This is a genomic window from Agromyces sp. NPDC058136 (genome assembly GCF_042884375.1).
Classification (GTDB): Bacteria; Actinomycetota; Actinomycetes; order Actinomycetales; family Microbacteriaceae; genus Agromyces.
The window spans coordinates 88,252-114,920 of the sequence record NZ_JBHVUA010000005.1; the positions used below are offsets into that span (position 1 = coordinate 88,252).

The window sequence follows — 26,669 nt, forward strand, 5'->3', positions numbered from 1 at the left end:
CTCAGCCCCTCGTGACCGACGTCCACCCGCCCCGCCTGCCGGGTGCCGCCCTCGGCGAGCCGACGCTCGAGACCTGGCAGGACGCCCCGCACAACCGTTGGGCGTTCGCGCACGTGTCCGAGTTCGTGCCGACGGCACCGATCGCGCGACGACCCGTCGACGGCGGGGCTGAGCACGTCGTCGGGATCGATCGCCTCGAGGCGGCGATGCCCGGACTCGTCGAGCGGCTCGAGCAGAGCTACACGGACGCCATCGTGGTGGTGCGCGACGGCGCCGTCGTCGCGGAGCACTACCGCGACGGCTTCGCGCCGAGCGACGTGCACCTGCTGATGAGCGTCTCGAAGTCGCTGTGCGGGCTGACCGTCGGCACGCTCGTCGACGACGGGGTGCTCAGCCCCGATCGGCTCGTCGCGTCATACGTCCCGGCGCTCGCCGGCAGCGCCTACGGCGATGCGACGCTGCAGCAGGTGCTCGACATGACCGTCGACGTCGACTACGACGAGGACTACCGCAACCCCGCCTCGGAGGTGCAGGCGCAGGATCGGGTCGCCGGCTGGCGGCCGCGGCGGGGCGGCGACCCGGCCGACACGTACGCGTTCCTCGCCACCCTCCGCGGCGACGGGCGGCACGGGAAGCACTTCAAGTACTGCTCGGCCGCGACCGACGTGCTCGCGTGGGTGGTCGAGAACGTCACGGGCCTGCGGTACGCCGACGCCGTCTCGCAGCGGCTCTGGTCGAAGCTCGGGTGCGAGCACGACGCGCAGATCACCGTCGACCCCGGTGGCTTCGCCTTCGCGAACGGCGGCATCTCGTGCACGGCGCGCGATCTGAGCCGGGTCGGGCAGCTCATGCTCGACGGCGGGGTCGTCGCGGGCCGCCGCATCGTCTCCGCCGACTGGGTCGACCGCACCGTCCGCGGCGGCGATCGCGCGGCCGCGGCGGGCACGGCCTTCCAGCGCGTGCACCCCGACGGCTCGTACTCGAACCAGTGGTGGGTGACCGGCGACCGCCGCGGCGACTACTACGCCGTCGGCATCCACGGTCAGTTCATCTGGGTCGATCCGTCGACCCGCACCGTCGTCGCGAAGTTCTCGTCATGGCCCGAACCGATCACCGAGCACTGGAACCGGGTGCACGCCGAGCTCTTCCGCGAGGTGTGCGACGCCGCGGCGCTCCTCGAGCGCTGACCCCGCCGTCAGAGCAGCCGCGCGAAGGCTCCGCTTCGGAACTGCTCTTCGCGCAGGCGCCGTGCCTCGTGCCGGAGCTGGTGGCGGCGGACCTGCTCGTCGCGGTCGAGGGTCTGCGCGGTGCCGCGAAGCAGGATGCTGCGCGCCTCGGCGAAGCGGCGCGCCAGCCGTGCGTGCAGCGTCGAGCGTCGAGTCGGGCGGATCGTCGTGGAGACGGATCCGGCGAGTGCGGTGTTCATGATGATCCCCTGTCGGTTCACGGCTCCCGCCTCCGCGGGCCGTGATTCCATCCCACTCCCGGGCGCTCATCGGGGCATCGGCGAGCGCTACCGAGATCACGGGACGCGCTACCGAGATCACGTCGAGAGCAGGTTCCGTTCCTCGGCGATGCGCACGGCCTCCTGACGCGACGCGACCCCGAGCTTCGCGAGCACGGCGGCGACATGGCTGTCGACCGTGCGAACGGAGACGACGAGCCGCTCGGCGAGCTCGGCGTTGGTGAGTCCCTCCGCGAGGAGCCGCAGCACGTCGAGCTGCCGGTCGGTGAGGCCGTCGGGGTTCCGGCGGGTGAGGCTCGACGGGCCGCGCGGGATGCTTCGGACGCCGCGGTCGCGCAGTTCGGCACGGACCCGGCGGGCGAGCGGTTGCGCCCCGATTCGATCGAGGATGACGAGCGCATCCAGCAGGTCGGCGTCATCGGGGCTCTCGGCGAGCGCCGAGGCCTCGTGGTAGGGACATCCGGCCGCTCGCCAGAGGTCGGCGGCGCGCCGCCAATCGCCGCGCGCCTGCACGGCGAACGGATGCTCCCCCTCGGGCGCTTCGACCTCCACGCCCGCCCGGCGCAGCAGTGAGGCGAGCTCCGCCCGGAGATTCTCATCCCGCCGACGCACCGCCTCCTCGTGCACGGGAAGGGCGATCGCGCGCACCGCCGCCCGGTCGCCGCGGAGCAGCGCGGCCTCGGCGCGAGCCGCGGCGGCCGGGCCCGTGCGCTGCAGCTCACCGAGCCGTTCGGCCACGAGTGTCGCCTCCTCGAGCGTCGACTCGCCGTCGGGGTCGCCGCGGCGGATTCCGACCATGCCGATGATCGTGAGCGCGACGCAGTACAGCTGCGGCATCGCCTCGGTCTGGTACGCGGCCGCTGCGAGGGCCTCGTCCCATTGCGCTCGCGCGAGGTGCAGCCGCCCGCGTTCGGCCTGCTGGTAGGTCCACAGTCCGAAGACCTCGGTGCGCTCCGAGAGTTCGAGGGCCGGCTCGAGGTAGCGCTCGGCGAGGTCGAGCCGGTACTGGTCGAGCAGGCTCCAGACGAGGTTCACGTGTGCGCGGGCCGCGTCGTCCATGAGGTTCGCGGCGACGGCGATCTCGGCGGCCTCGAGCAGCTCCGCGATGCCGTCGTCGCGCGTCTGCAGCATGTGCGCGGTGCCGAGATTGTTGAGCGCATGGGAGAGCGCCCTCGGTGCCCCGACCTCCCGCGCGATCGCGGCGGCGCGCGACGCGAGGTCGATCGCCCGAGGCAGTTCGTGGGCGAGCATCGCGAGCTGCGCCTCGTTGCTCAGCGCCAGCGCGAGCAGCCCCCGGTCGTCCGACCCGGCGAGCGCCGCCGACGCCTCACGACCGGCCTCCTCGGCAGCCGATCGATCGCCCGCGAGCCATTGGAATCGTGAGAGCCAGCGAAGGCTCGCCCCCAGCGCGGTGAGGTCGCCCCGCTCGCGCCGAAGGCGCACCACCTCGGTCTCGGCCTTCACCGACTCGGGCCCCTGCCCGATCGTGTACGCCTCGATCGCGTACCCCTCGAGCAGCTCGCTTCGCTCGGCCGCGTCGTACCGGTCGAGGTGGGCCAGCGCCGTGCGGAAGTGCGCGGCCGCCTGCACGTGCGCGCCGGATGCCGAGGCGTCGCTCGCGGCGCGCGGCGCCCAGGCGACGACGGTGTCGATGTCGCCGGCCGCGACCGCGTGGTGCACGAGCGTCGACGGATCGGCGGCCCCCGACGCGAGCAGTTCGACGAGCACCCGGCGCTCGAGCTCGATGCGACGGGAGGCCGGGAGCGCATCGACGATCGCCCGGCGCGTCAGCTCGTGGCGGAACCGCACGCTCTCGGGGTGGACGTCCAGGAGTCCGGCCTCCTCGGCCGTGCGCAGCGCGCCGGCCGATCCCGGGACCAACCGCGCGAGCAGGGCGGCGTCGACCGCCGACGGCAGCACCGCGAGCTGCTCGACGTGATCCTGCGTCGCCTCGTCGAGGCGACGCAGCCGGCCGGTCACCGCGTCGACGACCGTGGGAGGAACCGCGGCTTCGTCGGCCGAGGCGACGAGTTCGGTGACGAAGTACGGGTTGCCCTCGGTCATCGAGTAGACCCGATCGGGGTCGAGCCCGCTGCCGGCCGTCAGCGCACCGACCGCGTCGGCCGAGAGGTGCCGCAGCGCGAGACGCTCGACGTGGTCGCCGTGGCCGAGGTCGCCGAGAAGCCGGGCGAGCGGATGGTCGCGGTCGAGTTCGTCGCGGTACGTGAGCACGAGCACCGCGGGCAGATCGTCGATGCGACGGGCGAGGAATCGGAGCGCGTCGAGCGTGGCCTCGTCGGCCCAGTGCACGTCCTCCACGATGAGCACGGTGCCGCCGGGTGCGGCGAGTTCTTCGCGGAGTGCCTCGAACACGTCCTCCCGGTCGCCCGCGCGAAGCGCCTCGCCCAGCCGCGACCCGACCGACGACGCGAGGTCGCGCAGCGGCCCCAGGGTGCGGGGCGTCGACATGGCGTCGCACGCCCCGACGAGCACCCGCACCCCGTGGGGCGCCGCGCGTCGCAGGGCACCCACGAGGCTGGTCTTTCCGATGCCCGCCTCGCCGTGGACCAGCACGACCCGCCCGCGTCCGGCCGCGGCTTCGCGCGCGGCGGCGAGGAGTTCGGCGAGCTCGGGTTCACGTTCGAGCAGATCCCTGCCCATGGAGCGATCGTGCCCGCACCAGGCCGGCGCCGCAACCGGGCCGGCCCTGAGTCATCCGCGGATCAGAGACCCGAGTAGGCGTGCAGACCCTTGAAGAAGAGGTTGACCACGGTGAAGTTGAACAGCACCGTCGAGAAGCCGATGATCGCGAGCCAAGCCGACCGCGAACCGCGCCAGCCGCGCGTCGCACGCGCGTGGATGTACCCGGCGTAGACCACCCAGATGATGAAGGTCCACACCTCCTTGGTGTCCCAGCCCCAGTAGCGGCCCCAGGCCTTCTCGGCCCAGACCGCGCCGGCCATGAGGGTGAAGGTCCACATGATGAAGCCGATGATGTTGACGCGGTAGGCGAGGTTCTCGAGCGAGACGGCGTCGGGCAGCGTCGCGAGGAAGCTCGCCTTCACCGCCTTCGCCGAGGCGATCACGGCCTCGCGGCGGGCCTGCATGAGCTGCACGACCGACAGCGCGAAGCCGAGCGCGAAGAAGCCGACGGAGGCGCTCGCGACGAACACGTGGATCACGAGCCAGATCGACTGCAGCGCTGGCGGCAGCGGGATGGGGCTCACGTAGAAGTTGATGGTCGCGATGCCGAGCAGCACGAGCACGAGGCCGGTGACGAAGGTGCCGAGGAACCGGAGGTCCTGCTTCGCGACGACGATGACGACGAGGAACACCGTCGTGATGATGAGCGTGCCGGTGAGGGCGAACTCGTACATGTTGGCCCACGGCACACGACCCGCGGCGAGGCCGCGCAGCACGGTGCCCGAGAGGTGCAACAGCCAGGCGAGCACCGTCATCGCGACGCCGACGCGCAGCGCGGGCGAACGGCCGTAGGCGACGGATGCCCCGGCACCCGGGCCGCCCGCGGAGCCGAGCTTGATCTTCGCCGGTCGCTTCGAGGCGTCGGCCGCAGCAGCGTCGCCCGACGTCACGCCCGACGTCGCGGAGGCCGCCGCGGCTGCCTGCAGCACCCCGACCCGCGCGGGCGCGTCGGCTGCCGATGCGGGCGTGGCATCCGCCGCCGCCGTGGCCGCGGCCGAGCGCTTCGCGAGGTCGATCGAGAACGCGATGAACGCGATCGCGTACACGACCATGGCCGAATACACGCAGAGGATGGAGATCTCGTCGAGCTGCACCGTTCTACCTTACGTCGAATGCTGGGTTGGTCAGGGGGTTACTTCGAGGGGGCAGGCGAATCCGCCGGCCCGGCGTGCTTGTCGGCGAACGACGCCACGGCGTCCTCGAGCGTCGGGTCCTCGCCGCGGGCGAGGCCGGCGTACTCGAGCACCACGCGCCCGTCGGGCTGCGTGACCGCCTTCACCCACATGCGGCGACGCGGAACGAACAGCGAGACGAGGAGTCCGCCGAGGATGAGCGCGGCGAACGCGAGCACCCACATCTGCGTCGGGTCGTGGTGGATGTCGAACGAGGCGAAGCGCGGCACGCTCTGCGAGTAGTCGTCGCCGGCGTCGGGCGAGGCGTTCTCGAACGTCACGGTGCCGAGCCCGTTCGGCAGGTCGACGGTCTCGCCGGGCATGAGCTCGATCGAGTCGACGCCGGTCTTGCCGCCCGTGAGCTGCTCCATCGTCGAGGGGTCGAGGGTGTACACCGAGGTCGGCTTGCCCTCGTTGATGCCGAGGTCGCCCGTGTACACGTTGAGCGTCAGCACCGGGTAGATGAGGTCGGGGTAGCTCGACGCGTACGCACCCGTGTCGAGCGTCTCCTGCGTCGGGTAGAAGAAGCCGACCATGCCGAGCTGCTCGGGCATGCCGTCGGGCACCTTCACGACGCCGATCGAGGTGAGGTTCGCGTCCTGCGGGAGGAACGGCACCGAGTCGGTGAACACCACGTCGCCGTCGGCGTTGCGCACCGTGATCGTCGGGGCGTAGCCGTTGCCGAGCAGGTACACGTCGGTGCCGTGCGTGTAGAGCGGCTCGTTCACCTTCACCGTGCGCTCGACCGGCGCTTCGCCCTTGCCCTCGACGGTGACGTGCGCGGTGAAGTCGATCGGCTGCCCGATCGCCTCGCGGTTCTGCGTCTCGTAGACGGCGTCGAGTTCGCCGAGCGAGAGCGAGTACGGCTGCAGCGCGCTGTCGTCGAAGAAGCGGCCCGGGTTGAACGAGTCGTACGCGGCGAGCGTGTTGACGAAGGCCTGCCCCTCGACGATCACGCGCTGCCCCGAGAACCCGAAGCCGCCGCCGAAGCCGACCGCGACGAGCACGCCGAGCAGCGCCGTGTGGAACACGAGGTTGCCCGTCTCGCGCAGGTAGCCGCGCTCGGCCGAGACCGACAGCACCCCGCGCTGCTCGTACCGCTCGACGCGGTACCCCGCCTGGCGGAGCTGGGTCGCCGCAGCGTCGATCGCCGTCTCGGCGTCGATGCCCTCGGGGGCCGTGCGCTCGGTGTAGCCCGCGAGCCGGGCGAGGCGGGCGGGGGTGCGCGGCGGCCGCGCGCGCAGCGCCTCGAAGTGGTGCTTCGTGCGCGGGATGATGCAGCCGATGAGCGAGACGAACAGCAGCAGGTAGACGGCCGAGAACCACGCCGAGGTGTAGACGTCGAACATCTGGAAGCCGTCGAGGATCGGCGCCAGCCTCGGGTTGTCGTCGAAGTACTGGGTGACGCCGTTGGGGTCGCTCGAGCGCTGCGGCACGAGCGAGCCGGGCACGGCGGCGATCGCGAGCAGGAGCAGCAGGAGCAGCGCGGTGCGCATGCTCGTCAGCTGCCGCCACGCGAAGCGCACCCAGCCCACGAAGCCGAGCTTCGGTTGGTTGACGGATGCCTCGCCCGCGTCGGGCTCGGTCGAGTCGATGTGGTCGGCGGGGCGCGAGGGCGCTCCGGGGTCAGATCGGGAGGTCAAAGCCCGTGATCACCGCCTGCAGTTCGTACATCCAGATGGACCAGAGACCCGTCACCATGCACACGCCGATCGCGATGAGCAGCGCACCGCCCACGAGGTTCACGACGCGGATGTGACGGCGGAGGAACGCGAGCGACCCCGTCACCCAGCCGAACCCGGCGGCGACGAGGAGGAAGGGGATGCCGAGGCCGATGCAGTAGACGAGCCCGAGCAGCACGCCGCGCCAGGCCGATGCCGAGTCGGCGCTGAGCGCGAGCACGACGGCGAGGGTCGGGCCGATGCACGGCGTCCACCCGATGCCGAACACGATGCCGAGGAGCGGAGCCCCGGCGAGCCCGGTCGCGGGCCGCCAGCTCGGTTTCAGCGTGCGCTGCAGAAAACTGAACTGGCCGACGAACACGAGCCCCATGACGATGAGCAGCACGCCCGCCACGCGGATGATGACGTCGGTGTACTGCAGGAGCCACGCCCCAGCGACCCCCGCGACGAGGTTGAACGCGACGAACACGAGGGTGAACCCGGCCACGAAGAGCAGCACGCCGAGCATGAGCCGCCGACGGTTGCGGCGCTCCTCCGCGGCGTCGGCCGAGGCATCCGTGAACCCGCCGAGGAACCCGAGGTACCCGGGGACCAGCGGCAGCACGCACGGGGAGAGGAACGAGATGAGACCCGCCGCGAGTGCGATCGGCACCGCCGCGAGCAGTTGCCCGCTGAGCACGACCTCGCCGACGCCGCCCATGCCTACGCCTGCTCGGCGAGGAGGTCGTCGATGATCGACGAGAGGATCGACGCCTCTTCGAGCTGCCCGAGGATGCGGGCGGCGACGCGCCCCTCCTGGTCGAGCACGATCGTCGTCGGCACCGCCGCGGGCGGCACGCGCCCGGCGAACGCGAGCTGCACCTCGCCCTCGTTCACGTCGAGGATCGAGGGGTAGGTCACGCCGTAGTCGTCCTCGAAGGATGCCGCGGTGCCGGCCTGGTCGCGCACGTTGACGCCGACGAAGCTCACGTCGGCGGGGTCGACCTCGGAGTACACGTCTTCGAGGATGGGCGCCTCGACGCGGCACGGGGCGCAGCCCGCGTACCAGAAGTTCACGATCTGCACCTGGCCCGCGGCATCGGCGCTGTCGTACTGCTCGCCGTCGACGGTCTCGCCCGCGAACTCGATCGGCTCGCCCCGCTCACCTGCCGGGTACACCGAGATCGTGCCGTCGCCGGCGATGTAGTTCTTGCCGCTGCCCTCGCGGAACTGATCGGCGAGCGGGTCGCTCGCACACCCTGCGAGGGTGAGCATGGATGCCACGGCGAGCGCCGCGACGAGTGCCTTCTTCTTCACACCGCTCCTACGTCGGTCGCCTGCGCGGCGAGTCCCGCCGCCGGATCCGTGTAGCCGACCTCGACGAAACGGCCGCCGTGCCGTTCGAGGGTCGTGATGCTCGACAGCGCGCAGCGACGGTGCCGCGGGTCGTGCGGGAGGCGTTCGCCGGCGAGATGGCGGTGCACCATCCAGATCGGAAGCTGGTGGCTGACGATGACGACGTCGCCGCCGTCGGCCGCGTTCCACGCGTCGTCGACGGCGGCCATCATGCGCGCGGCGATCGACGCGAAGGGCTCGCCCCAGCTGGGCCGCCACGGGTTCAGGAGCAGACCCCAGTTGCGGATGTCCCGCAGCGCACCGCCCGGCCCGCGCATGCGCTTGCCCTCGAAGCGGTTCTCGGGCTCGATGACCCGTTCGTCGAGGCTCGCCTCGAGTCCGAATGCAGCGGCGATCGGTTCGCCCGACTGCTGCGTGCGCAGCAGCGGCGAGGTGATGAGCGCCGTGACGGGGCGCCCGCGGGCGACGAGATCGTCGGCCGCGGCCTTCGCCATCAGCCGCCCGAGGTCGCTCAGCCCGTAGCCCGGAAGTCGACCGTAGAGCACGCCCTGGGGGTTGAACACCTCGCCATGGCGCACGAGATGGATCTGCTCGGCCGGCACGGGTTCCAGTCTAGAGAGCCGTTCCCTTTGAATCCGCCGAGTATCCGGCGCGGAGAGCCCGCCGGAGGACTCCCGTCGGTCGAGGAGCGCCCGACGCGGGTCTGACCCCCCGTCGGTCGAGGAGCGCCCGACGAAGGAGGACGCGTCTCGAGACCGAATGCGCCGAGGCGCGTGCTCGACTCGTGCGCAGCGCTCACGACGCGTCGGCGAGCCCCTCGAGCAGTTGCAGCGAGGGCACGAAGAACGTCGTGCCGGTCGCGGCGGTCGAGACGTCGAGGATCCGGTCGTGATAGCCCGGCGGGTCTCCGAGGAACATGCGCTGCAGCATCCGCTCGATCACCCAGAGGCGGCGGGTGTACCCGATGAAGTAGGTGCCGTACTCGCCGGCCGCAGGGCTGCCGAAGGGCATGTTGTCGCGCAGGATGTCGAACTCGTAGCCGTTGTCGTCGGTGATCGTCGCGAGCGTCTTGTGCGCGCGCTGCGGCTCGGTGTCGTCGAGCTCGACATCATCGGCCTTGCGGCGGCCGATCACCGCCTCCTGCTGTTCGGTCGTCAGCGCGTTCCAGGCGGCGAGGTCGTGCAGGTACTTCTGCACGACGACGTAGCTGCCGCCGGCGAACGCCGGGTCCTCATCGCCGATGAGGGTCGCGTCGGCCATGCCCCGCCCGGTCGGGTTCGCGGTGCCGTCGACGAAGCCGAGCAGGTCGCGGGCGTCGAAGTAGCGGAATCCGTTCACCTCGTCGACGACCTCGACCGAGTCGCCGAGCTGCTCGAACAGCAGTCGCTCGAACTCGAAGCAGAAGTCGGGGCGCTCGGCGCGGATGTGGAACAGGAGGTCGCCAGGGGTGGACGGCGCCGTGTGCTTCGGGCCCTCGACGGCGACGAAGGGATGCAGCTCCGCAGGCCGGTCGCTGCGGCCGAGCCGATCCCAGGCTGCGGACCCGATGCCGACGATGCACGAGAGGTTCGCCCCGAGGTCGCGGAAGCCGACCGACTTCACGAGGTCGTCGATGCCGGCGACCACGTCGAGCGCGGTGCGCAGCTGCTCAGGCGTGGGGCCGATCGTGACGACGAGGAACACGGCCGAGCGCGAGAGCGGTGCATCGACCTGCTGGGCATCGAACGGGACTCGGCGGCCTGCGGCATCCATGTCGTGCTCCCCTCATGGGCTGTGACCCTGCCGCCACCCTAGAGCGGGGCCGACCGACGTGTCACGTGCGGTCTCACACCCGCGACGGGCGGAGGAGCGGGTTTCGAGACGCGTCGACTTCGTCGGCGCTCCTCAACCAGCGGGGGGGTCGACTTCGTCGGCGCTCCTCAACCAGCGGAGACGCGCGTAACCCCCGCAGGTAGGATGGACGATCGTGAACAACCGCACCCTCGTCAAGAACCTCGCCGCGCTCCCCGACGGCCCCGTCACCGTGTCCGGATGGGTCGAGACGGTTCGCGATCAGAAGAAGGTGCAGTTCGTCATCCTGCGCGATGAGTCCGGCGCCGTGCAGGTCGTGAACCCCGCCACGCGCGAGCTCGACGAGAGCCAGCAGGGCGACGCCGAGGCATCCGCCCGCCTGGCGACGACCGAGGCGATCTCGGGTCTCGCCCACGGTTCCTTCATCACCGTGACCGGTGAGCTGAAGCACGACGAGCGCGTCAAGCTCGGCGGCATCGAGGTGAAGCTCGCGACGCTCGACGTCGTCACCGCGGCCAACCCCGAGACGCCGATCGCGGCCGACTCGAGCCTCGACAAGCGCATGGACTGGCGCTTCCTCGACCTGCGCCACCCGAAGCAGAACCTCATCTTCCGCATCCAGACGACGTTCCTGCACGCGCTGCGCGGCGTCTGGGTCGAGAAGGGCCTCATCGAGATCCAGACCCCGAAGCTCATGGCCTCGGCGTCCGAGTCGCGCGCCGAGCTGTTCGAGGTCGACTACTTCGAGGGCAAGGCGTACCTCGCGCAGAGCCCCCAGTTCTTCAAGCAGATGGCGCAGGCCGCCGGCTTCGGCGGCATCTTCGAGGTGGGCCCCGCGTTCCGCGCCGACCCCTCGTTCACGAGCCGGCACGCGACCGAGTTCACCTCGGTCGACACCGAGATCAGCTGGATCGACTCGCACGAGGACGTCATGGACCTCCACGAGGAGCTCATGGTCGCGGGCTTCCAGGCCGTCGTCGACAAGCACGGCGCCGAGATCCAGGAGCTGTTCGGCATCGAGCTGCAGGTTCCCTCGCGTCCGTTCCCGCGCATCCCGCTGGCCGAGGCGAAGCAGATCGTCGCCGACCACGGCTACGTGATCCCGCGCGCCGACGCCGACATGGACCCCGAGGGCGAGCGCCAGATCTCGGCGTACGTCAAGGAGACCTACGGCCACGACTTCGTGTTCCTCACCGACTACGCGTCGAGCATCCGGCCGTTCTACCACATGCGCCACGAGGGCGACCCGAGCCTCACGAACTCGTACGACCTCATCTACAACGGCGTCGAGATCTCGACGGGCGCGCAGCGCGAGCACCGCATCGACGTGCTCGTCGAGCAGGCGCGCGACAAGGGCATGGACCCCGAGGAGCTCGAGTTCTACCTCGACTTCTTCCGCTACGGCGTGCCGCCGCACGGCGGCTTCGGCATGGGCCTCGCCCGCGTGCTGATGCTCATGCTCGAGGAGCACTCGATCCGCGAGACGACGTACCTGTTCCGCGGCCCGACGCGCCTGCTTCCCTAGAAGACGGGCGGGCGGCATCCCCGGTAGCGTGAAGCTGCGCGAAGGGGGATGCCGCAGATGCCTCGACGACTCACCGCGACGCTCCGCGGGTGGTTCCCACGTCCGTTCGCGGGCCTGACGAAGCACAACCTGCTGCGCGAGGCCGGTGCCGGCGTGACGCTGCTCGCGATCGCCGTGCCGCTGAACATCGGCTACGCCCAGATCGTCGGGCTGCCGCCGACGGTCGGGCTGTACGCACTCGTGCTCCCGCTCATCGTGTGGGCGCTCACGGTCTCGTCGCGACAGCTCGTCGCCTCGCCCGACGCCGCGGCAGCGGCCCTCGTGGCGACCTCGATCGGCGGCCTCGCGATCGCCGGCACGGCCGACTACCTCTCGCTCGTGCTCGCGCAGACGGTGCTCTGCGGCGCGCTGTTCCTCGTCGCCGCGGTGTTCCGGCTCGGCTTCCTCGCCGACTTCCTCTCGAAGCCGATCCTCGTCGGGCTCCTCGCGGGCCTCGCGCTCGACATCCTCGTCGGACAGGTGGCGAAGATGCTCGGCATCCCGGTACCGCCGGGCGGCGAGTTCTTCGAGAAGCTCGGGGCGCTCTTCGCCGGGTTGCCCGACACGAACGTCTGGGCGGCGATGATCGCGGCGGGATGCCTCGTGGTGCTGCTGCTCGGCCGTCGTCTCGCACCCGCGGTGCCGTGGGCGCTCGTCGTGCTCGTGCTCGCGACGCTCGCCACGATGTTCGGCGGGCTCGAGGCGCGGGGCGTCGCGACCCTCGGTCCGGTCGAGGGCGGCCTGCCCGAGCTGCGCTGGCCGGTCGTGGCCTGGACCGACTGGGCGGCCGTGCTACCCTCGGCGGTCGCGCTCTTCCTCGTCGGGGCGGGCGAGGGCCTGCTCGTCTCGCGGGCGTACGCCGACAAGCGCGGGTACCGGGTGAATGCGAACCGGGACCTGTTCGCGTTCGGCCTCGCGAACGTGGCCTCCGGCACCACCGGGAGCTTCGCGATGGGCTCGTCGACGGCTCGCACGGCCGCGCTCGACCAGGCGGGCTCGCGCACCCAGTTCCCGGCGATCATCGCCGCCGTCGGCGCGACCCTGCTGCTCGTCTTCGGCACCGGCCTGCTCGAGCACGTGCCGGGGCCGGCGATCGGGGCGGTGCTCGCGGTCGCGGTGCTGCCGCTCCTCGGCATCCCCGACTTCATCGACCTCTGGCGTCGCGACCGCGCCGAGTTCGCGATCGCCGGGGTCTGCTTCGGCGTCACCGTCGTCTTCGGATCCATCGTCGGCATCGGCGTCGCGTTCGTGCTGGCGCTCGTGAACCTCGCCCGGCGGGCGGCGAACCCCGACATCGACGTGCTCTCGCTCGACGAGTACGGCGCATCCTCGGCCGAGGGGCTGCCGCTCGGGCGGACGACCGCTCCGGGCGTCGTGGTGGTGCGCCTGGCCGCGCCGCTCTTCTTCGCCAACGGCACCGTGTTCCAGGACGCGGTGCAGCGCACCATCGAGGCGGCCGAACCCCGAGTGCGCCACGTCGTCTTCGACATGGAGGCGGTGAGCGACGTCGACATCACCGGAGCGGACGCGTTCGAGCGGCTGCGGTCGTGGCTCGTCGAGCGCGACATCGACGTGAGCTACAGCCGGATGCGGCACGAGACCCTCGAACGCATGCAGCACCTCGGGCTCCTCCACGACGAGCCCATCCACCACAGCAACCGCGAGGCGCTCGCCGCGCTCGGAGCGAACCCCGGCGGTGCCGGCCCCGGCGGCCCGAGCGCGGGCGCTCCGAGCCCCTAGGCTCGAGGCATGGCCGACGTCACTCCGCTCATCCGCATCGAGGGCGGCACCTTCCGCATGGGTTCCGAGGAGTTCTACGCCGACGAGACCCCGGTGCACGAGCGCACGGTCGCGTCGTTCGAGCTCGAGCGGCACCCCGTGACGAACGCGCAGTTCGCCGCGTTCGTCGAGGCGACCGGCTACGTGACGGTCGCCGAGCGCCCGCTCGACCCGGCTGACTTCCCGGGCGTCGACCCCGCCGAGCTCGTGCCCGGCGGCCTCGTCTTCACGCCGACGGCCGGCCCGGTCGACCTCCGCGACTGGCGCCAGTGGTGGCGCTGGGGCGCGGGCGCGAGCTGGCAGCGTCCGTTCGGCGCCGACGGGCCCGACGCGCTCGCCGAGCGCCCCGACCACCCAGTGGTGCAGGTGAGCTTCGAGGATGCCTCCGCCTACGCCGAATGGGCCGGCCGCCGCCTGCCCACCGAGGCCGAGCTCGAGTACGCCGCTCGCGGCGGGCTCGAGGCTGCGCGCTTCGCGTGGGGCGACGAGGAGACGCCGGGCGGACAGGTCATGGTGAACCGCTGGCTCGGGCACTTCCCGTACGAGACCTCGGTCGGCTTCGCGGGCACCTCCCCCGTCATGAGCTTCCCCGCGAACGGCTACGGACTCTTCGACGTGACCGGCAACGTGTGGGAGTGGACGACCGACTACTACTCGCCCCGCCACCAGGTGCCCGGGCAGCAGGCCGTCGACGCCGGCGCCCGCGAGAACCTCCTCGCCGCGGCATCCGCCGAACCGGGCTCGCGCATCCCCCGCCGCGTGCTCAAGGGCGGGTCGCACCTCTGCTCGCCCGAGTACTGCCTGCGCTACCGCCCCTCTGCGCGTTCGCCCCAGGCCGACGACACGGCGACGACGCACATCGGGTTCCGCTGCGCACGCAGCGCTGACTGAGCACGGGGCCGCCGGGTGCGAACCCGCCGATCCGCACTTCTCAGGACCGGCGGCTCGATGCCGTCGGGACGCGACGCATCGCCCCGCTCATCCTGAGAAGTGCCGAAGCAACCGTCACTCGACCTTCGCAGCGGCCGCGGCATCGAGCGTCGGATAGACCCGACCGGCCTCCTCGACTCCTCTGAACCAACGCCCGCGCCGCGACATCTCGGCGCCCGCCTCGGGCACCGCCGCGAGGCGCAGTTCGACGCCCTGGTCGGCGAGCTCGCGGTCGAGTTCGGCGAGCGCGTCGAGGATCGTCACCGAGACCACGTCGAGCCGGCTGAGCTCGAGCGCCACCGCGGTCGTGCCCGGGTGCGCGCGCACGGCGTCGAGCACCGCGTTCTCGTAGGCGAGCACGTTGGCGGTGTACATCGGCCCGAGCAGGCGCAGCGGCAGCACCGCCCCGCCCGCCCCGTCGTCGCGCTGCTCGCCGACGTCGAGGCGCACCCGGTTGAGCTCGCGCAGGATCACGACCATCGTCGCGATGATGCCGACGGCGACCGCGAGCAGGAGGCCTGCGGTGAGCCCGACGATCGCGGTGGCGATCGCGATCCAGAAGTCGTTGTGGCTGATCCGCCAGAACCGCACGAGCGACCCGATGTCGATGAGGCCGACGACCGCGACGAACACGAGCGACGCGAGCGTCGCCTGCGGCAGCAGGCTCAGCACCGGGCCGAGGAACAGCGCGACGAGCACGGCCAGCCCGACGGTGACGAGCGTCGAGAGCTGCGTGCGCGCGCCGGCGCCTTGGTTGACGGCGCTCTGCGAGAAGCCGCCGGCCGCGGGCAGCACCTGGAAGAACGAGCCGATCGTGTTCGCGGCACCGGTCGCGAGGAGCTCCTGGTTGCTGTCGACCTGCGGTTCACCGGGCCGGCGGATGCCCCGTGCGACGGCCGCAGACTCGAGGAACGCCATGATCGCGATCGCGCACGCGCCCGGCAGCATCGGCACGACGTTCGCGAACGTCGGCAGCTCGAACGGCGGGAACCCCTGCGGCACGGGCGCGATGAGCTCGACGCCCTGGTCCTCGATGCCGGTGAACGCGACGAGCAGGATGCCGACGGCGACCACGATGAGCGGCGCCGGCACCTTCTTCAGGAACGCCTTCATGAGGAACATCGCCGTGATCGACGCGACCGACAGCAGCACGGTCGTGGTGTGCGCCGAAGGCAGCGCCGCGAGGGCGGCGGCGAGCGAGTTGAAGAATCCCTCGCCCGAGGCGTTCGAGGTCTCGCCGAGCAGCTTCGGCAGCTGCCCCACGGCCACCGTCGCGCCGACGCCGATCTGGATGCCGACGATCGTCGCCTGCGAGATGTTCTCGACGAGCGACCCGAGCTTCGCCGCGCGCGCGATGAGCAGGATCACCCCGACCAAGAGGGTCAGCGCGATGAGGTCGGGCACCGGGTCGTCCGAACCGGCGGCGACGCCGGCGGAGACGAGCGTCGTCGCGGTGAGCGTCGCGATCGTCGACGTCGTCGACACGCTCATCGCCCGCGAGCCGCCGAGCATCGCGTAGACGAGCATCGGCACCATGCAGGTGTAGAGGCCCAGCTGCACCGGCAGGTTCGCGATCGTCGCGTACGCCATCGCCTGCGGGATCACGACCGCACCGGCCGAGAGCCCCGCGATGAGGTCGGGCCCGAGCCATCCGCGCTGGTAGCCCGCGAGGGTCGGGAAGAGTCGCAACCGGCGCGCGGCCGGTGTCGCGGTCGAGGTCACCGGGTCAGCTCTCGGGGTGGATGCGCGACCAGTCGTGCTTCACGCTCACGACCGTGTAGCCGCGATCGGATGCCTCGGCGAGCGCCCGCTCGGCCCCCTTGTCGTACGGCGGGTCGCCGCCCCCGTCGTCGTCGTGGTGCACGAGCAGCGCGAGCCCGCCTCCGGCGCGTGCGAAGTCGAGCATGGGCTGGTCGCCGTTCGAGTTGCCGCCGGCGATGAGCGGGCGACGGCCGATGCGGCTCCAGATGCGCACGGGCTTCTCGGGCCCGTCGTCGAAGAAGTCGAGGCCCGCGGTGTATCGGACGTCGCCGGAGTCGGCGTCGTAGCTGAGGCCGAGCGCCGAACCGACGACCCGCTCGGGCGGGATGCCGTAGTACTGCTCGGTCATCGGCCGCATGAAGTCGCGCTCGCCGCCCGAGACGATGTACACGGTGAACCCGTGCGCCTCGAGGTAGCGCAGCAGCTCGACCATCGGCGCATAGACCGCGTCGGCGTACGGTGTGCCGAGCGTGAGGTGTTTCGCGGTCTCGTAGAACTGCGACACCGAGGTCGCGTAGTCGTCGACGCTCATGCCCGCGGTGATGCCGACGAGGGCGCCGATCAAGATCTTCAGATCGCTGTCGTCGCCGGTGTAGTGCTTGTCGATCGCCCCGCCGAGCCAGGCGTAGTCACCGGTGACCGCTGCCTTGTACGGCTGGCGCTCCGCGAGCGAGGGGTCGGCCGCCGCCTGCACCTTCCACTGCTCGACGATGTAGTGCAGCTGGGTCGGCATGGGCTTCTCGGTCCAGAGCGTGCCGTCGTTGTCGAACACCGCGACGCGCTCGGCCTCGGGCACTGCGTCGGGGCCGGTCGTCACGCGCTCGACGAAGTCGACGATCGCGGCTCGGGTCGGGGTGTCGGCCCAGGAGGGCAGTTCGTTCGGCATGTTGCGGTCCTCTCGGGCGGTCGCGTCAGGACGGACGACGGCGGGGATGCCGGAAACCGCACCCCCGCCGCCATTCTGGCAGTGCGTCGTTCAGTCGCGGGCGTACGCCGCCGCGAGGTGCGCCTCGAGGTCGAGGTAGGCGTCGTCGGCGATGTCGAAGACGACCCGCGCGATCTCGCCGTTCTTGAAGTCGAACCCGTAGCCGTACAGCGACGACACCGGGTCGGCGCTGTCGCGGCCGATCGTGAGCCCCTCGCCGCAGAGCGAGAAGTGGCCGAGCACGGTACGGATCTGCTTCTCGCCGACCTGCTGGTCGTCGATGTAGAGCTTCACCGGGCCTGTGCCCTCGCGATACTCGCCCATCCCCTCCTTCACGAACTCGACACCGATGATGTGCTTGCCCGAGGTGGGCACCGGCGCCGAGACGCGGTCCTCGGGCGGAATGCCGAGGAAGTTGTACACGTAGTGCACCTGGCCGTCCTTCACGACGAGCGCGTGCCCGCCGAAGCGGGAACCGTGCGCGAAGATCACGCCCTCGGTGTCGGGCGTGAACTCGACCTCGGCCGCGATCTTGTACGAGACGCCGTGCACGTTCGCCGCGCTGCGCTCGGGGATCTCGCTCGTGCCCGGGTAGTAGACGAACTGCCCGCTCGGCGGCGCCGGCTGGTGGAACTCCATGTGGAGGAAGGTCTCGTAGTCCTTCGGGTTGCCGATGATCTGCAGGTCGTTCAGCGGCAGGACGTTGTTCTGCTCCGCCTCCGACATCCACAGCGCCTTCAGCTCTTCGAGCTTCTCGGGATGCTCCGCCGCGAGGTCGTTCGACTCCGAGCGGTCGACCTCGGTGTGGTACAGCTCCCACACGTCGCTCGGGAAGTCGCCCCTGCCGCTCACCGGCCCGTGCACGGTGACGGCCTTCCAGCCCTCGTGCCAGATTCCGCGCTGGCCGAACATCTCGTAGTACTGGGTCTGCTTGTTCGTCGGCGCATCGGGCGCGGCGTCGAACGAGGGCACCATCGAGACGCCCGAGAGCGGAGTCTGTTCGACACCGTTGTAGGTGTCGGGGAAGGCGACGCCGCAGGCCTCGAGGATCGTCGGCACGACGTCGGTCGAGTGGTGGTACTGGTGACGCACCTCGCCTCGCGCGGCGATGCCCTTCGGCCACGAGATGACCATGGGGTCGGAGACGCCGCCCTGGTAGGTGTAGCGCTTGAACATCTTGTACGGCGTCGAGAACGCGGCCGCCCACCCGGTCGGGTAGTGGTTGTAGGTATCGGGCGAACCGAGCTTGTCGACGAGCTTGAGGTTCTCCTCGAGCGAGTCGGGGTAGCCGCCGAAGATCTTGCCCTCGTTGACCGAGCCGTTCGGCGAGCCCTCGCCCGAGGCGCCGTTGTCGGCGCAGTAGATGACGAGGGTGTTGTCGAGCTGGCCCGACTCCTCGAGGTAGTCGACGATGCGGCCGACCTGGGCGTCGGTGTACTCGCTGAAGCCCGCGTACACCTCGGCCATGCGGCTGAACATCGACTTCTGCTCGTCGCTCAGCGACGCCCAGGGCAGCACCTCGTCGCTCTGCGAGAAGGTGCCGTCGGGCATCGGGTTGAGCTCGGTGAGCGCGGTGTCGGCGGGCAGGATGCCGCGTTCGATCATGCGCGGGAGCACCCACTCGCGGTACGCCTCGTAGCCGTCGTCGAACTTGCCCTTGTACTTGTCGATGTACTCCTGGGGTGCATGGTGCGGAGCGTGGTTCGCGCCCGGGCAGAACCACAGGTACCAGGGCTTGTCGGGCTCGGTCTGCTTGACGTCGCGGATCATCTTGAGGGCCTGGTCGGCCAGGTCCTTCGACAGGTGGTACCCGTCTTCGGGCAGGTAGGGCTGGTCGATGTACTTGTTGTCCTCGGCGAGCGAGGGGTACCAGTTGTTGGTCTCACCGCCGACGAAGCCGTAGAAGCGGTCGTAGCCCTGGGCGAGCGGCCAGTTCTTCTTCGACGACCCGGCCGTCCACTCGTCGATCGGCACGTTGTGGTTCTTGCCGACCCAGAACGTCGACCAGCCGGCGTCGCGCAGCAGGTGCGCCATCGGCACGTTCGACGGCGGGATGTGCGAGTTATACCCCGGGAAGCCGGTCGACGACTCGGAGATCGTCGCGAAGCCGTTCAGGTGGTGGTTGCGCCCAGTGAGGAACGTCGAGCGCGTCGGCGAGCACAGCGCCGTCGTGTGCCACTGCGAGTAGGTGAGCCCGTTCTTCGCCAGCCGCTCCATCGTCGGCATCTCGATGCGGCCGCCGTACGGCGACCACGCGGCCATGCCGGTGTCGTCGTAGAGCACGACGAGCACGTTCGGCGCCCCCTCCGGCGCCTTGTCGGGGAGGAACGCGTCCCAGTCCCCCTGCGAGTCCCGAACGTCGAGTTCGATCTTGCCCCTGAATTCTCGCGCCACGCGTTCTCCCCTTCGAATGCGGGGTCGACCGACCGGTGTCCCCCGCTGGTCACCCTAGCCACCGGGTTCCGGGCACGCCAGAGAATCGCGGTGAACTCGAAGTGATGAGGGGCACTCAGTACAGTGCGCTCGGCGCCGCTCAGCCCTTCGCGCAGAGCGCGGTCTTCAACCGCACCGGGTCGACACGCCAGTAGGTGTGCACCTCGCCGTCGATGAGCAGCACCGGGATCTCCTCGGCGTAGCGGGCGCGGAGCGCCTCGTCGTCGAGGATCGACTGCTCGGCGAGCGAGATGTTGCGCGTGGCATCCGACCCGAACTCGGCGACGACCGCCTGCACGACCTCTCTCGCGTCATCGCAGAGGTGGCAGCCGGGCTTGCCGATGAGGGTGAGCTGGATGTCTCGGGCCATAGCCCGATGCTACGTCGCGCACCCCGGAGACAGCGAAAAGCGCCGAACCCCGGAGGGGCTCGACGCTCAGCCGTCGTCGCGGAGTGCGACTACTTCTTGTTGCGACGCTGGTGGCGCGTCTTGCGAAGAAGCTTGCGGTGCTTCTTCTTCGCCATGCGCTTGCGACGCTTCTTGATGACGGAACCCATCAGAACCTCACAGAAAAGATCGTGCCGGCCGCGCGAGCCGCAGCCGTAGGCAGAATGCCTCGGAGTAGTCTAGCCGACTCGCGAGGTGTTCCTTGACACACGGGTGAGCGGGGCCTCGTGATCGGCTAGCTTCGTGGGATGCAGGCCTCCGATGTGACCATCCGCACGACGACCGCCGACGACTGGCAGGCGGTGCGCGCACTGCGCCTCGAGATGCTCCGCGACTTCCCGATCGCCTACGGCGAGACCCTCGAGCACGCGCTCGACGCCGGCGAGGCGAACTGGCGGTTGCGCGGTGCGCGCGGCGAGACCGAGGGGCAGACCTCGTTCGTCGCGATCGAGGGCTCGCGCTGGGTTGGTCACATGGGCGGGTACATCCCGGATGCCACGTCGGGGCCCATGCTCGTGGGCGTCTACGTCGCGCCCGATCACCGCGGCGATGCCGCAGGGGTCGCACGCCGACTGCTCGACGCCGTCGAGGATTGGGCGCGCGACTACGGCACGACGCTGCGCCTCGAGGTGCACGAGCAGAACCCGCGGGCGATCCGCTTCTACGAGAAGCTCGGCTACACCCTCACCGGCCGCAGCCGCGAGTACGAGCTCGCCCCGGGCGGCCTCGAGCTCGAGATGATCAAGCCCCTGCGCTGACGCGCCCGCGGGCGGGATCAGCCGACGAGCAGGGTCACGACGAGGCAGACGCAGGCCGCCGCCGAGGCCAGCCACCGCACGTGGTTCCAGGCGAGCCATCCGGGCCGGAACTCGTGCCAGGCCGCGGCGAGCGCCGTCTCGTCGCGCTCGGGCACGGCAGCGAGCCGGTTGTTGCGCGGCACGTTCGCGGCGGCCGTGACGCCGATGGCCCCGACGAGGTAGACGATCGCGGCAGCCAGCATGAGCCACCCCGTACCTTCGATGCCACCGGCGAGCATGAAGGCGACCACTTCGAGCGCGACGAGCGCGAGCCCCGTGCCGAAGAGCGCGAGCATGAGCGGCGGTCGCGGTGCGGTCACGTTGATCTCCTGCATCGCGCGGGCGGCGTCCGCGGCGGGCAGGCGATCGAGCCCCTGCATGACGAACCCCGAGAAGGCGAAGAACACGCCTGAGACGAGCCCCGTGCCGACGATGCCGAGCACGAGGAGGACGTTGACGACGGTCATCGCGCCAGTCTGCCCGAACCCGCCCGCCGGCGGGAGGGGAAGCGGCTACTTGCGCTTGACGACCTGGGTGACGTCGGCGAAGACCTTGCCGATGGCCGAGGCGAAGGCGAGCTGGTCGTCGTTCAACGACGCCTCCTGCGCGGCGACGCCCGCGAGCGTCGCGGCGTCGGCCGCGGCATCCGACGACATGAACGGGATCAGCCAGTCTTCGAGGGTCTCGAGCGGTGCGCGGTCGAGCCGGTAGTACCGGTGCTGACCCTCTTCGCGCACGCTCACGAGACCCGACTCGCGCAGCACCTTGAGGTGCTTCGACACGGTGGGCTGGCTCGTGCCGAGCGCCGCGACGATCTCGGAGACGCTGATCTCGCCACCCGACTGCGGCACCGCCGACTCGCGTTCGAGCAGCACGGCGAGGATGTCGCGTCTGGTCGCGTCCGCCACCACATCGAAGATGTCAGCCATGCCCCAAGGGTAGTCATTCGCGGCGGGGAGTACCATGACTCACGCGTCCGGTGACGGCACATGAGGGGGGTCGATGCGCGCACAGCGGGTGGCCCGCCTCGGTCGAGTCGATCGGCGGTCCTGGCTCGGGCGGCTCCGTGATGCCGTGGACGCGCTCGTCAAGAGCTCGCCGTCGCGGTTCGCGATCCTCGTGTTCGCCGCCCTCATCATGCTGTTCACGCTGCTCTTCTCGCTGCCGATCGCCAGCGCCGACGGCCGCATCACCCCGCTCCACGACGCGCTCTTCACCGCCGTCTCGGTGATCTGCGTCACCGGCCTCGCCACGGTCGACATGGCGACGTACTGGTCGCCGTTCGGCCACGGACTCGTCTACCTGGGCGTCAACATCGGCGGCGTCGGCGTGCTGACCCTCGCGACGACCCTCGGCTTCGTGATCTCGCGCCGGCTGGGGCTCCGCGCGAAGCTCATGGCCGCGAGCGACACGAACCCGTCGCGCATCCACGTCGGGCCCGTCGCCGAACGCCAGGCCGTCCGCCTCGGCGAGGTCGGCGGGCTGCTGTTCACCGTCGCCATCAGCGCGTTGGTCATCGAGGCCGCGATCGCGATCGGCCTGATGCCGAGCATGCTCGCGGCCGGCTACGACGTCGGGCACTCGATCTGGTACAGCCTCTACTACTCGGCGATGGCGTTCACGAACACCGGCTTCTCGCCGAACCCCGGCGGGCTCCTCCCCTTCGAGCACGACTACTGGATGCAGTCGCTGCTCATGATCGGCGTGTTCCTCGGCAGCCTCGGCTTCCCGGTGATCTTCGCGCTCTCCCGCGCCTGGCGGCAGCCGCGGAAGTGGAGCGTGCACGTGAAGTTGACGCTCACGACGACGGTGATCCTCTTCGTCGCGGGCGCGGCGATGTTCCTGCTCCTCGAGCACGCGAACCCCAAGACCTACGGCCACCTCGACGCAGGGCCGACGATATTCCAGTCGTTCTTCATGTCGGCGATGACCCGGTCCGGCGGCTTCGCGACGATCGACATGCACGACCTCTACGGTTCGAGCCAGCTCGTCAGCAGCATGCTCATGTTCATCGGCGGCGGCTCCGCGTCGACCGCGGGCGGCATCAAGGTGACGACGCTCGCCGTGCTGTTCCTCGCCGCATTCGCCGAGGCGCGCGGCGCCCCCTCGATGGAGGCGTTCGGCCGCCGCATCCCGCGCGACATGCTGCGCCTGTCGGTGAGCGTCGTGCTCTGGGGCTCGACGATCGTCGCGGGCGCCTCGATCGCCATCCTGCAGATCACCAAGGCGCCCTTCGAGAACGTGCTGTTCGACGTCATCTCGGCGTTCGCGACCTGCGGGCTCTCGACGGGGCTCACCGCCGAACTGCCGCCCGAGGGCGTCTACGTCATGGCCGCGACCATGTTCATGGGCCGCGTCGGCACCGTGACCCTCGCCGCCGCGCTGGCGGCGAGCCAACGCCGCCAGCTGTTCAAACGACCGGAAGAGAGGCCCATCGTTGGTTGACAAGATCAGGCACGACGCCCCGGTGCTCGTGATCGGCCTCGGCCGGTTCGGCGCCGCCACCGCGGGCCAGCTCGACCGCCTCGGCCGCGAGGTGCTCGCCGTCGACACCGACGAGAGCCTCGTGCAGAAGTGGTCGGAGCGGGTCACCCACGCGGTGGTCGCCGACGCGAAGTCGATCGACGCGCTCAAGCAGATCGGCGCGCAGGACTTCTCGATCGCCGTCTGCGCCGTGGGATCGTCGATCGAGGCATCCGTGCTCATCACGGCGAACCTCGTCGACCTCAAGATCCCGCAGATCTGGGCGAAGGCGATCTCGGCGTCGCACGGCAAGATCCTGCAGCGCATCGGTGCGAACCACGTCATCTACCCCGAACGCGAGGCCGGTGAGCGCACCGCGCACCTGGTGTCGGGGCGCATGCTCGACTTCATCGAGTTCGACGACGATTTCGCGCTCGTGAAGATGTACCCGCCGAAGCCGATCCGCGGCAAGAACCTCACCGAGTCGGGCGTGCGCTCGAAGCACCGCGTGACGGTGGTCGGCGTGAAGAGCCCGGGCAAGCCCTTCACCTATGCGACCGAGAACACGGTCGTGTCGAACCACGACCTCATCATCGTGTCGGGCACCGAGGGCGACATCGAGAAGTTCGCGGCGCTCGAGTAGGCGCTCGATCGCCCGCTGGTTGAGGAGCGCCGACGCGCAGCGGCGACGCGTCTCGAAACCTCACGGGCCGCTCTCGAGCCCGGCTCACGCGGTTTCGAGACGCGTGCTCCTTCGTCGCGCGCTCCTCAACTAACGGGAAGGCCGTATGGATTCCGTTAGGAAGATTCACAAATTTGTGAATCCGGCGTAGCATCGCGCTCATGACCACAGTGATCAGCGCCAGCGGCCTCGAGAAGCGCTTCGGCCGCACCGTCGCGCTCGACGGGCTCGACCTCCAGGTCGAGGCCGGCGAGGTGCACGGGTTCCTCGGCCCGAACGGCGCGGGCAAGTCCACCACCATCCGCATCCTGCTCGGCCTGGCCCGCGCCTCCGGCGGCTCCGCCGCGCTCTTCGGGCAGGACCCGTGGAAGCACGCGGGCGAGCTCCACCGCCGGGTCGCCTACGTGCCCGGCGACGTCAGCCTCTGGCCGAACCTCACCGGCGGCGAGGCGATCGACCTGCTCGCGCGCCTCCGCGGCGGCGCGCACGACAAGGCCGCCTACGCCGCCCGCAAGCAGCGCCTGCTCGAGGTGTTCGACTTCGACCCGCGCAAGAAGGGCCGCGCCTACTCGAAGGGCAACCGGCAGAAGGTCGCCCTCATCGCCGCCTTCGCGACGCCCGCCGAGCTCTACGTGCTCGACGAGCCCACGAGCGGCCTCGACCCGCTCATGGAGCAGGTCTTCAACCGCGAGATCGCCCGCGTCTCGGCCGAGGGCGCGACCGTGCTGCTCTCGAGCCACATCCTCTCCGAGGTCGAGGAGCTCTGCGACCGGGTGAGCATCATCCGCTCGGGGAAGACCGTCGAGTCGGGCACGCTCGCCGAGCTCCGCCACCTCACCCGCACCGAGATCGCGTTCGCCACCGACGGCATCGACCCGACCGCGCTCGCTGCCGAGGTCGACGGCATCCCCGACGCGCACGACCTCATCATCGACCACGGACGAGTGAGCTTCACCGTCGACAGCGAGCGCGTGGCATCCGTGCTGCCCGACCTCGCGCGCCTCGACGTGCGCGGCCTCACCGTCTCGCCGCCGTCGCTCGAGGAGCTCTTCCTCCGCCACTACGGCGACGAGCTCAGCGCGCGAGCAGCAGAGGTCTCGGAGGAGGCACGGGCATGAGCACCTTCGGCACGCTGCTCGGGCAGCGGCTGCGCCGCGACCGCTGGCAGCTCGCCCTGTGGCTCGTCGGCACCGGGCTCCTCGCCTACTCCTCGACCGCCGCGGTCGCCGACACCTACGGCGCCGAGGCCGACCGCGCCCAACTGCTGCAGCTCGCGACCGCGACGCGCACGATCCTCGTGTTCCGCGGAACGCCCGACGGCACCGACCTCGGCGCCGTCACCTTCTTCGCCCTGTTCGCCTGGCTGGCGCTCATGGGCGGACTCATGAGCACCTTCCTCGTGACCCGGCACACGCGCGCCGAAGAGGAGCAGGGCCGCGCCGAGCTCGTGGCGGCCACGCCCGCGGGGCGCGTCGCACCGACCGTCGCGACCCTCGTGCACGGCGTGCTCGCCAACCTCGGGCTCGGCGCGCTCGTCGCGCTCGGATTCCTCGCCGGCGGGCTCGACCCGACCGGCTCCTGGCTGACCGGAGTCGCGATCGCCGCGAGCGGCATCGCGTTCGTCGCGATCGGGTTGTTCGCAGCGCAGCTGTTCCGAACCTCACGCGGTGCGAACGGCGCCGGAGTCGCGGTGGTCATCGGCGCCTACCTCCTCCGAGGCATCGGGGATGCCACGGGCACGCCCTCGTCCGACCTGCTGCACGTCACTCCGTCCTGGGTGAGCTGGCTCTCGCCGATCGGCTGGGGGCAGGCGATGAGCCCGTTCGGCGACCCGACGCTCACCCCGCTCTGGCTCTCCCTCGCCGTCTCGGCGGCGGTCGTCGCGATCGTGTTCGCGCTGCAGTCGGTGCGCGACCAGGGCGCGAGCCTGCTGCCCGGCCGCAAGGGGCGGGCCGCGGCCGGCCCGGCGCTGTCGACCTCGTTCGGCCTCGCGTGGCGGCTCAACGTGTCGACGCTGATCGCCTGGGCGGTCGGCGGCGCCGTCGCCGGACTTCTCGCGAGCTCGCTCTCGGACCTCGTCGAGCAGATCGGAGGCGACGCCCCGCAGGTCGCGGAGACGCTGCAGGCCGCGCTCGGCGGCGGCGCCACCCTCGAGCAGGCGTTCATCGCGACGTTCTACGGCATCATCGGCGTGCTCGCCGCGTGCTGCGCGGTGCAGGTCGGCATCCGGGCGCGGCAGGAAGAGGCGCACGGCACCGCCGAGGTCGTGCTGGCGACTCCGGTGTCGCGCACGCGCTGGCTGCTCGAGTACTGGTTCGTCGGCGTCATCGTGATCGTGGTCGTGCTCGGCGCGGCCCTCCTCGCGGGTCTCGCGGGCGCCGCTTCGTCGGCACACGCCGACGAGCTCGTGCCGCTCATCTCGCAGGCCGCGCTCGCCCAGCTGCCCGTCTCGCTCGTCTTCCTCGGGCTGACGCTCGTCGTGTTCGCCTACCTGCCGCGGTGGACGATCCCGCTCGGCTGGACGGTCGTCGGCGTCGCCGCCATCCTCGGCACCTTCGGGCCGCTGCTCGGCGCGCCCGACTGGATGCTCGACCTCTCGCCGTTCACGCACTCCCCCGTTCCGACGGGCGACGACGTCGACTGGTCGGGCGGCCTCTGGATGATCGCGATCGGACTCGGCGCCGCTGCTGTGGCCGTCGTGTCGATGCGCCGCCGCGAGCTGGCGGCGGGCGGCTGAGC

24 protein-coding genes are annotated in these 26,669 nt (G+C 70.7%); 9 read left to right on the forward strand and 15 right to left on the reverse strand.

The window, feature by feature from the left end; all coding sequences use genetic code 11:
* Positions 1 to 11: 11 nt before the first annotated feature.
* Positions 12 to 1,187, forward strand: a complete 1,176-nt coding sequence (locus tag ACFVTX_RS14540) for a serine hydrolase domain-containing protein (protein WP_386901295.1) — start codon at positions 12 to 14, stop codon at positions 1,185 to 1,187.
* An 8-nt stretch (positions 1,188 to 1,195) separates the two neighbouring features.
* On the opposite strand, the gene ACFVTX_RS14545 is transcribed toward ACFVTX_RS14540, so the two are convergent.
* The 8 genes from ACFVTX_RS14545 to ACFVTX_RS14580 all read right to left on the reverse strand — a co-directional run bounded on the left by ACFVTX_RS14545 (position 1,196) and on the right by ACFVTX_RS14580 (position 10,109).
* On the reverse strand, positions 1,196 to 1,426 hold the full coding sequence (locus ACFVTX_RS14545) for a hypothetical protein (RefSeq protein ID WP_386901297.1): 231 nt from the start codon (positions 1,424 to 1,426) through the stop codon (positions 1,196 to 1,198).
* Positions 1,427 to 1,543: 117 nt separating this feature from the next.
* Positions 1,544 to 4,126 (reverse strand): ATP-binding protein, encoded by a 2,583-nt coding sequence (locus ACFVTX_RS14550; RefSeq protein ID WP_386901299.1) that lies wholly within the window; start codon positions 4,124 to 4,126, stop codon positions 1,544 to 1,546.
* A gap of 62 nt (positions 4,127 to 4,188) precedes the next feature.
* The gene (gene ccsB / locus ACFVTX_RS14555; protein ID WP_386901766.1) at positions 4,189 to 5,220 is read right to left on the reverse strand and encodes a c-type cytochrome biogenesis protein CcsB; all 1,032 of its coding nucleotides are present in this window, start codon (positions 5,218 to 5,220) and stop codon (positions 4,189 to 4,191) included.
* Positions 5,221 to 5,300: 80 nt separating this feature from the next.
* Entirely contained in the window at positions 5,301 to 6,983 is a 1,683-nt protein-coding gene (locus ACFVTX_RS14560; protein ID WP_386901301.1) for a cytochrome c biogenesis protein ResB, read from the reverse strand.
* Positions 6,967 to 7,722 carry a cytochrome c biogenesis CcdA family protein gene (locus tag ACFVTX_RS14565; protein WP_386901303.1) on the reverse strand — a complete coding sequence of 252 codons (756 nt, stop codon included), beginning with the start codon at positions 7,720 to 7,722 and terminating at the stop codon, positions 6,967 to 6,969. Before ACFVTX_RS14565 ends, ACFVTX_RS14560 begins: the two co-directional genes overlap by 17 nt.
* 2 nt (positions 7,723 to 7,724) lie before the next feature.
* Positions 7,725 to 8,318, reverse strand: a complete 594-nt coding sequence (locus tag ACFVTX_RS14570; RefSeq protein WP_386901305.1) for a TlpA family protein disulfide reductase — start codon at positions 8,316 to 8,318, stop codon at positions 7,725 to 7,727.
* Entirely contained in the window at positions 8,315 to 8,959 is a 645-nt protein-coding gene (locus ACFVTX_RS14575; protein WP_386901307.1) for a histidine phosphatase family protein, read from the reverse strand. The genes ACFVTX_RS14570 and ACFVTX_RS14575 overlap by 4 nt, the downstream gene beginning before the upstream one ends.
* 193 nt (positions 8,960 to 9,152) lie before the next feature.
* The gene (locus ACFVTX_RS14580; RefSeq protein ID WP_386901309.1) at positions 9,153 to 10,109 is read right to left on the reverse strand and encodes a Dyp-type peroxidase; all 957 of its coding nucleotides are present in this window, start codon (positions 10,107 to 10,109) and stop codon (positions 9,153 to 9,155) included.
* 214 nt (positions 10,110 to 10,323) lie between these two features.
* Here ACFVTX_RS14580 and aspS point away from each other — a divergent pair, with 214 nt between their 5' ends.
* Genes aspS through ACFVTX_RS14595 form a run of 3 tightly spaced genes read left to right on the forward strand, consistent with a single transcriptional unit; the run spans position 10,324 to position 14,382 of the window.
* Complete coding sequence (gene aspS, locus ACFVTX_RS14585; RefSeq protein WP_386901311.1) at positions 10,324 to 11,673, forward strand: aspartate--tRNA(Asn) ligase; 1,350 nt, start codon at positions 10,324 to 10,326, stop codon at positions 11,671 to 11,673.
* A 57-nt stretch (positions 11,674 to 11,730) separates the two neighbouring features.
* Entirely contained in the window at positions 11,731 to 13,452 is a 1,722-nt protein-coding gene (locus tag ACFVTX_RS14590; protein WP_386901313.1) for a SulP family inorganic anion transporter, read from the forward strand.
* Between the two features lie 9 nt (positions 13,453 to 13,461).
* Positions 13,462 to 14,382, forward strand: a complete 921-nt coding sequence (locus tag ACFVTX_RS14595) for a formylglycine-generating enzyme family protein (protein ID WP_386901314.1) — start codon at positions 13,462 to 13,464, stop codon at positions 14,380 to 14,382.
* A 114-nt stretch (positions 14,383 to 14,496) separates the two neighbouring features.
* Here the strand turns inward: ACFVTX_RS14595 and ACFVTX_RS14600 are convergent, their stop codons facing one another.
* The 5 genes from ACFVTX_RS14600 to ACFVTX_RS14620 form a co-directional block, all read right to left on the reverse strand.
* Complete coding sequence (locus ACFVTX_RS14600) at positions 14,497 to 16,143, reverse strand: SulP family inorganic anion transporter (RefSeq protein ID WP_386901316.1); 1,647 nt, start codon at positions 16,141 to 16,143, stop codon at positions 14,497 to 14,499.
* A 4-nt stretch (positions 16,144 to 16,147) separates the two neighbouring features.
* Positions 16,148 to 17,068: an HAD family hydrolase gene (locus ACFVTX_RS14605; RefSeq protein WP_386901318.1), complete on the reverse strand. Its 921-nt coding sequence runs from the start codon at positions 17,066 to 17,068 to the stop codon at positions 16,148 to 16,150.
* Positions 17,069 to 17,158: 90 nt separating this feature from the next.
* On the reverse strand, positions 17,159 to 19,501 hold the full coding sequence (locus ACFVTX_RS14610; RefSeq protein ID WP_386901320.1) for an arylsulfatase: 2,343 nt from the start codon (positions 19,499 to 19,501) through the stop codon (positions 17,159 to 17,161).
* Positions 19,502 to 19,640: 139 nt separating this feature from the next.
* A complete protein-coding gene (locus ACFVTX_RS14615; RefSeq protein ID WP_386901322.1) occupies positions 19,641 to 19,910 on the reverse strand; it encodes a glutaredoxin family protein in 270 nt (89 codons plus the stop codon).
* 89 nt (positions 19,911 to 19,999) lie between these two features.
* Positions 20,000 to 20,098, reverse strand: a complete 99-nt coding sequence (locus tag ACFVTX_RS14620) for a 30S ribosomal protein bS22 (RefSeq protein WP_003792170.1) — start codon at positions 20,096 to 20,098, stop codon at positions 20,000 to 20,002.
* A 138-nt stretch (positions 20,099 to 20,236) separates the two neighbouring features.
* On the opposite strand from ACFVTX_RS14620, the gene ACFVTX_RS14625 reads away from it, so the two are divergent.
* Positions 20,237 to 20,746 (forward strand): GNAT family N-acetyltransferase, encoded by a 510-nt coding sequence (locus ACFVTX_RS14625; RefSeq protein WP_386901324.1) that lies wholly within the window; start codon positions 20,237 to 20,239, stop codon positions 20,744 to 20,746.
* A gap of 17 nt (positions 20,747 to 20,763) precedes the next feature.
* Here the strand turns inward: ACFVTX_RS14625 and ACFVTX_RS14630 are convergent, their stop codons facing one another.
* A complete protein-coding gene (locus ACFVTX_RS14630; protein ID WP_386901326.1) occupies positions 20,764 to 21,252 on the reverse strand; it encodes a DUF1772 domain-containing protein in 489 nt (162 codons plus the stop codon).
* A gap of 45 nt (positions 21,253 to 21,297) precedes the next feature.
* Positions 21,298 to 21,714 carry an ArsR/SmtB family transcription factor gene (locus ACFVTX_RS14635; protein WP_386901328.1) on the reverse strand — a complete coding sequence of 139 codons (417 nt, stop codon included), beginning with the start codon at positions 21,712 to 21,714 and terminating at the stop codon, positions 21,298 to 21,300.
* A 73-nt stretch (positions 21,715 to 21,787) separates the two neighbouring features.
* Here ACFVTX_RS14635 and ACFVTX_RS14640 point away from each other — a divergent pair, with 73 nt between their 5' ends.
* From ACFVTX_RS14640 to ACFVTX_RS14655, 4 genes are all read left to right on the forward strand, one after another.
* Positions 21,788 to 23,230 carry a TrkH family potassium uptake protein gene (locus ACFVTX_RS14640; protein ID WP_386901330.1) on the forward strand — a complete coding sequence of 481 codons (1,443 nt, stop codon included), beginning with the start codon at positions 21,788 to 21,790 and terminating at the stop codon, positions 23,228 to 23,230.
* A complete protein-coding gene (locus ACFVTX_RS14645) occupies positions 23,223 to 23,891 on the forward strand; it encodes a potassium channel family protein (protein ID WP_386901332.1) in 669 nt (222 codons plus the stop codon). Before ACFVTX_RS14640 ends, ACFVTX_RS14645 begins: the two co-directional genes overlap by 8 nt.
* A 200-nt stretch (positions 23,892 to 24,091) precedes the next feature.
* Positions 24,092 to 25,048 carry an ATP-binding cassette domain-containing protein gene (locus ACFVTX_RS14650; RefSeq protein WP_386901333.1) on the forward strand — a complete coding sequence of 319 codons (957 nt, stop codon included), beginning with the start codon at positions 24,092 to 24,094 and terminating at the stop codon, positions 25,046 to 25,048.
* Complete coding sequence (locus ACFVTX_RS14655; RefSeq protein ID WP_386901335.1) at positions 25,045 to 26,667, forward strand: ABC transporter permease; 1,623 nt, start codon at positions 25,045 to 25,047, stop codon at positions 26,665 to 26,667. The genes ACFVTX_RS14650 and ACFVTX_RS14655 overlap by 4 nt, the downstream gene beginning before the upstream one ends.
* Positions 26,668 to 26,669 lie beyond the last annotated feature (2 nt).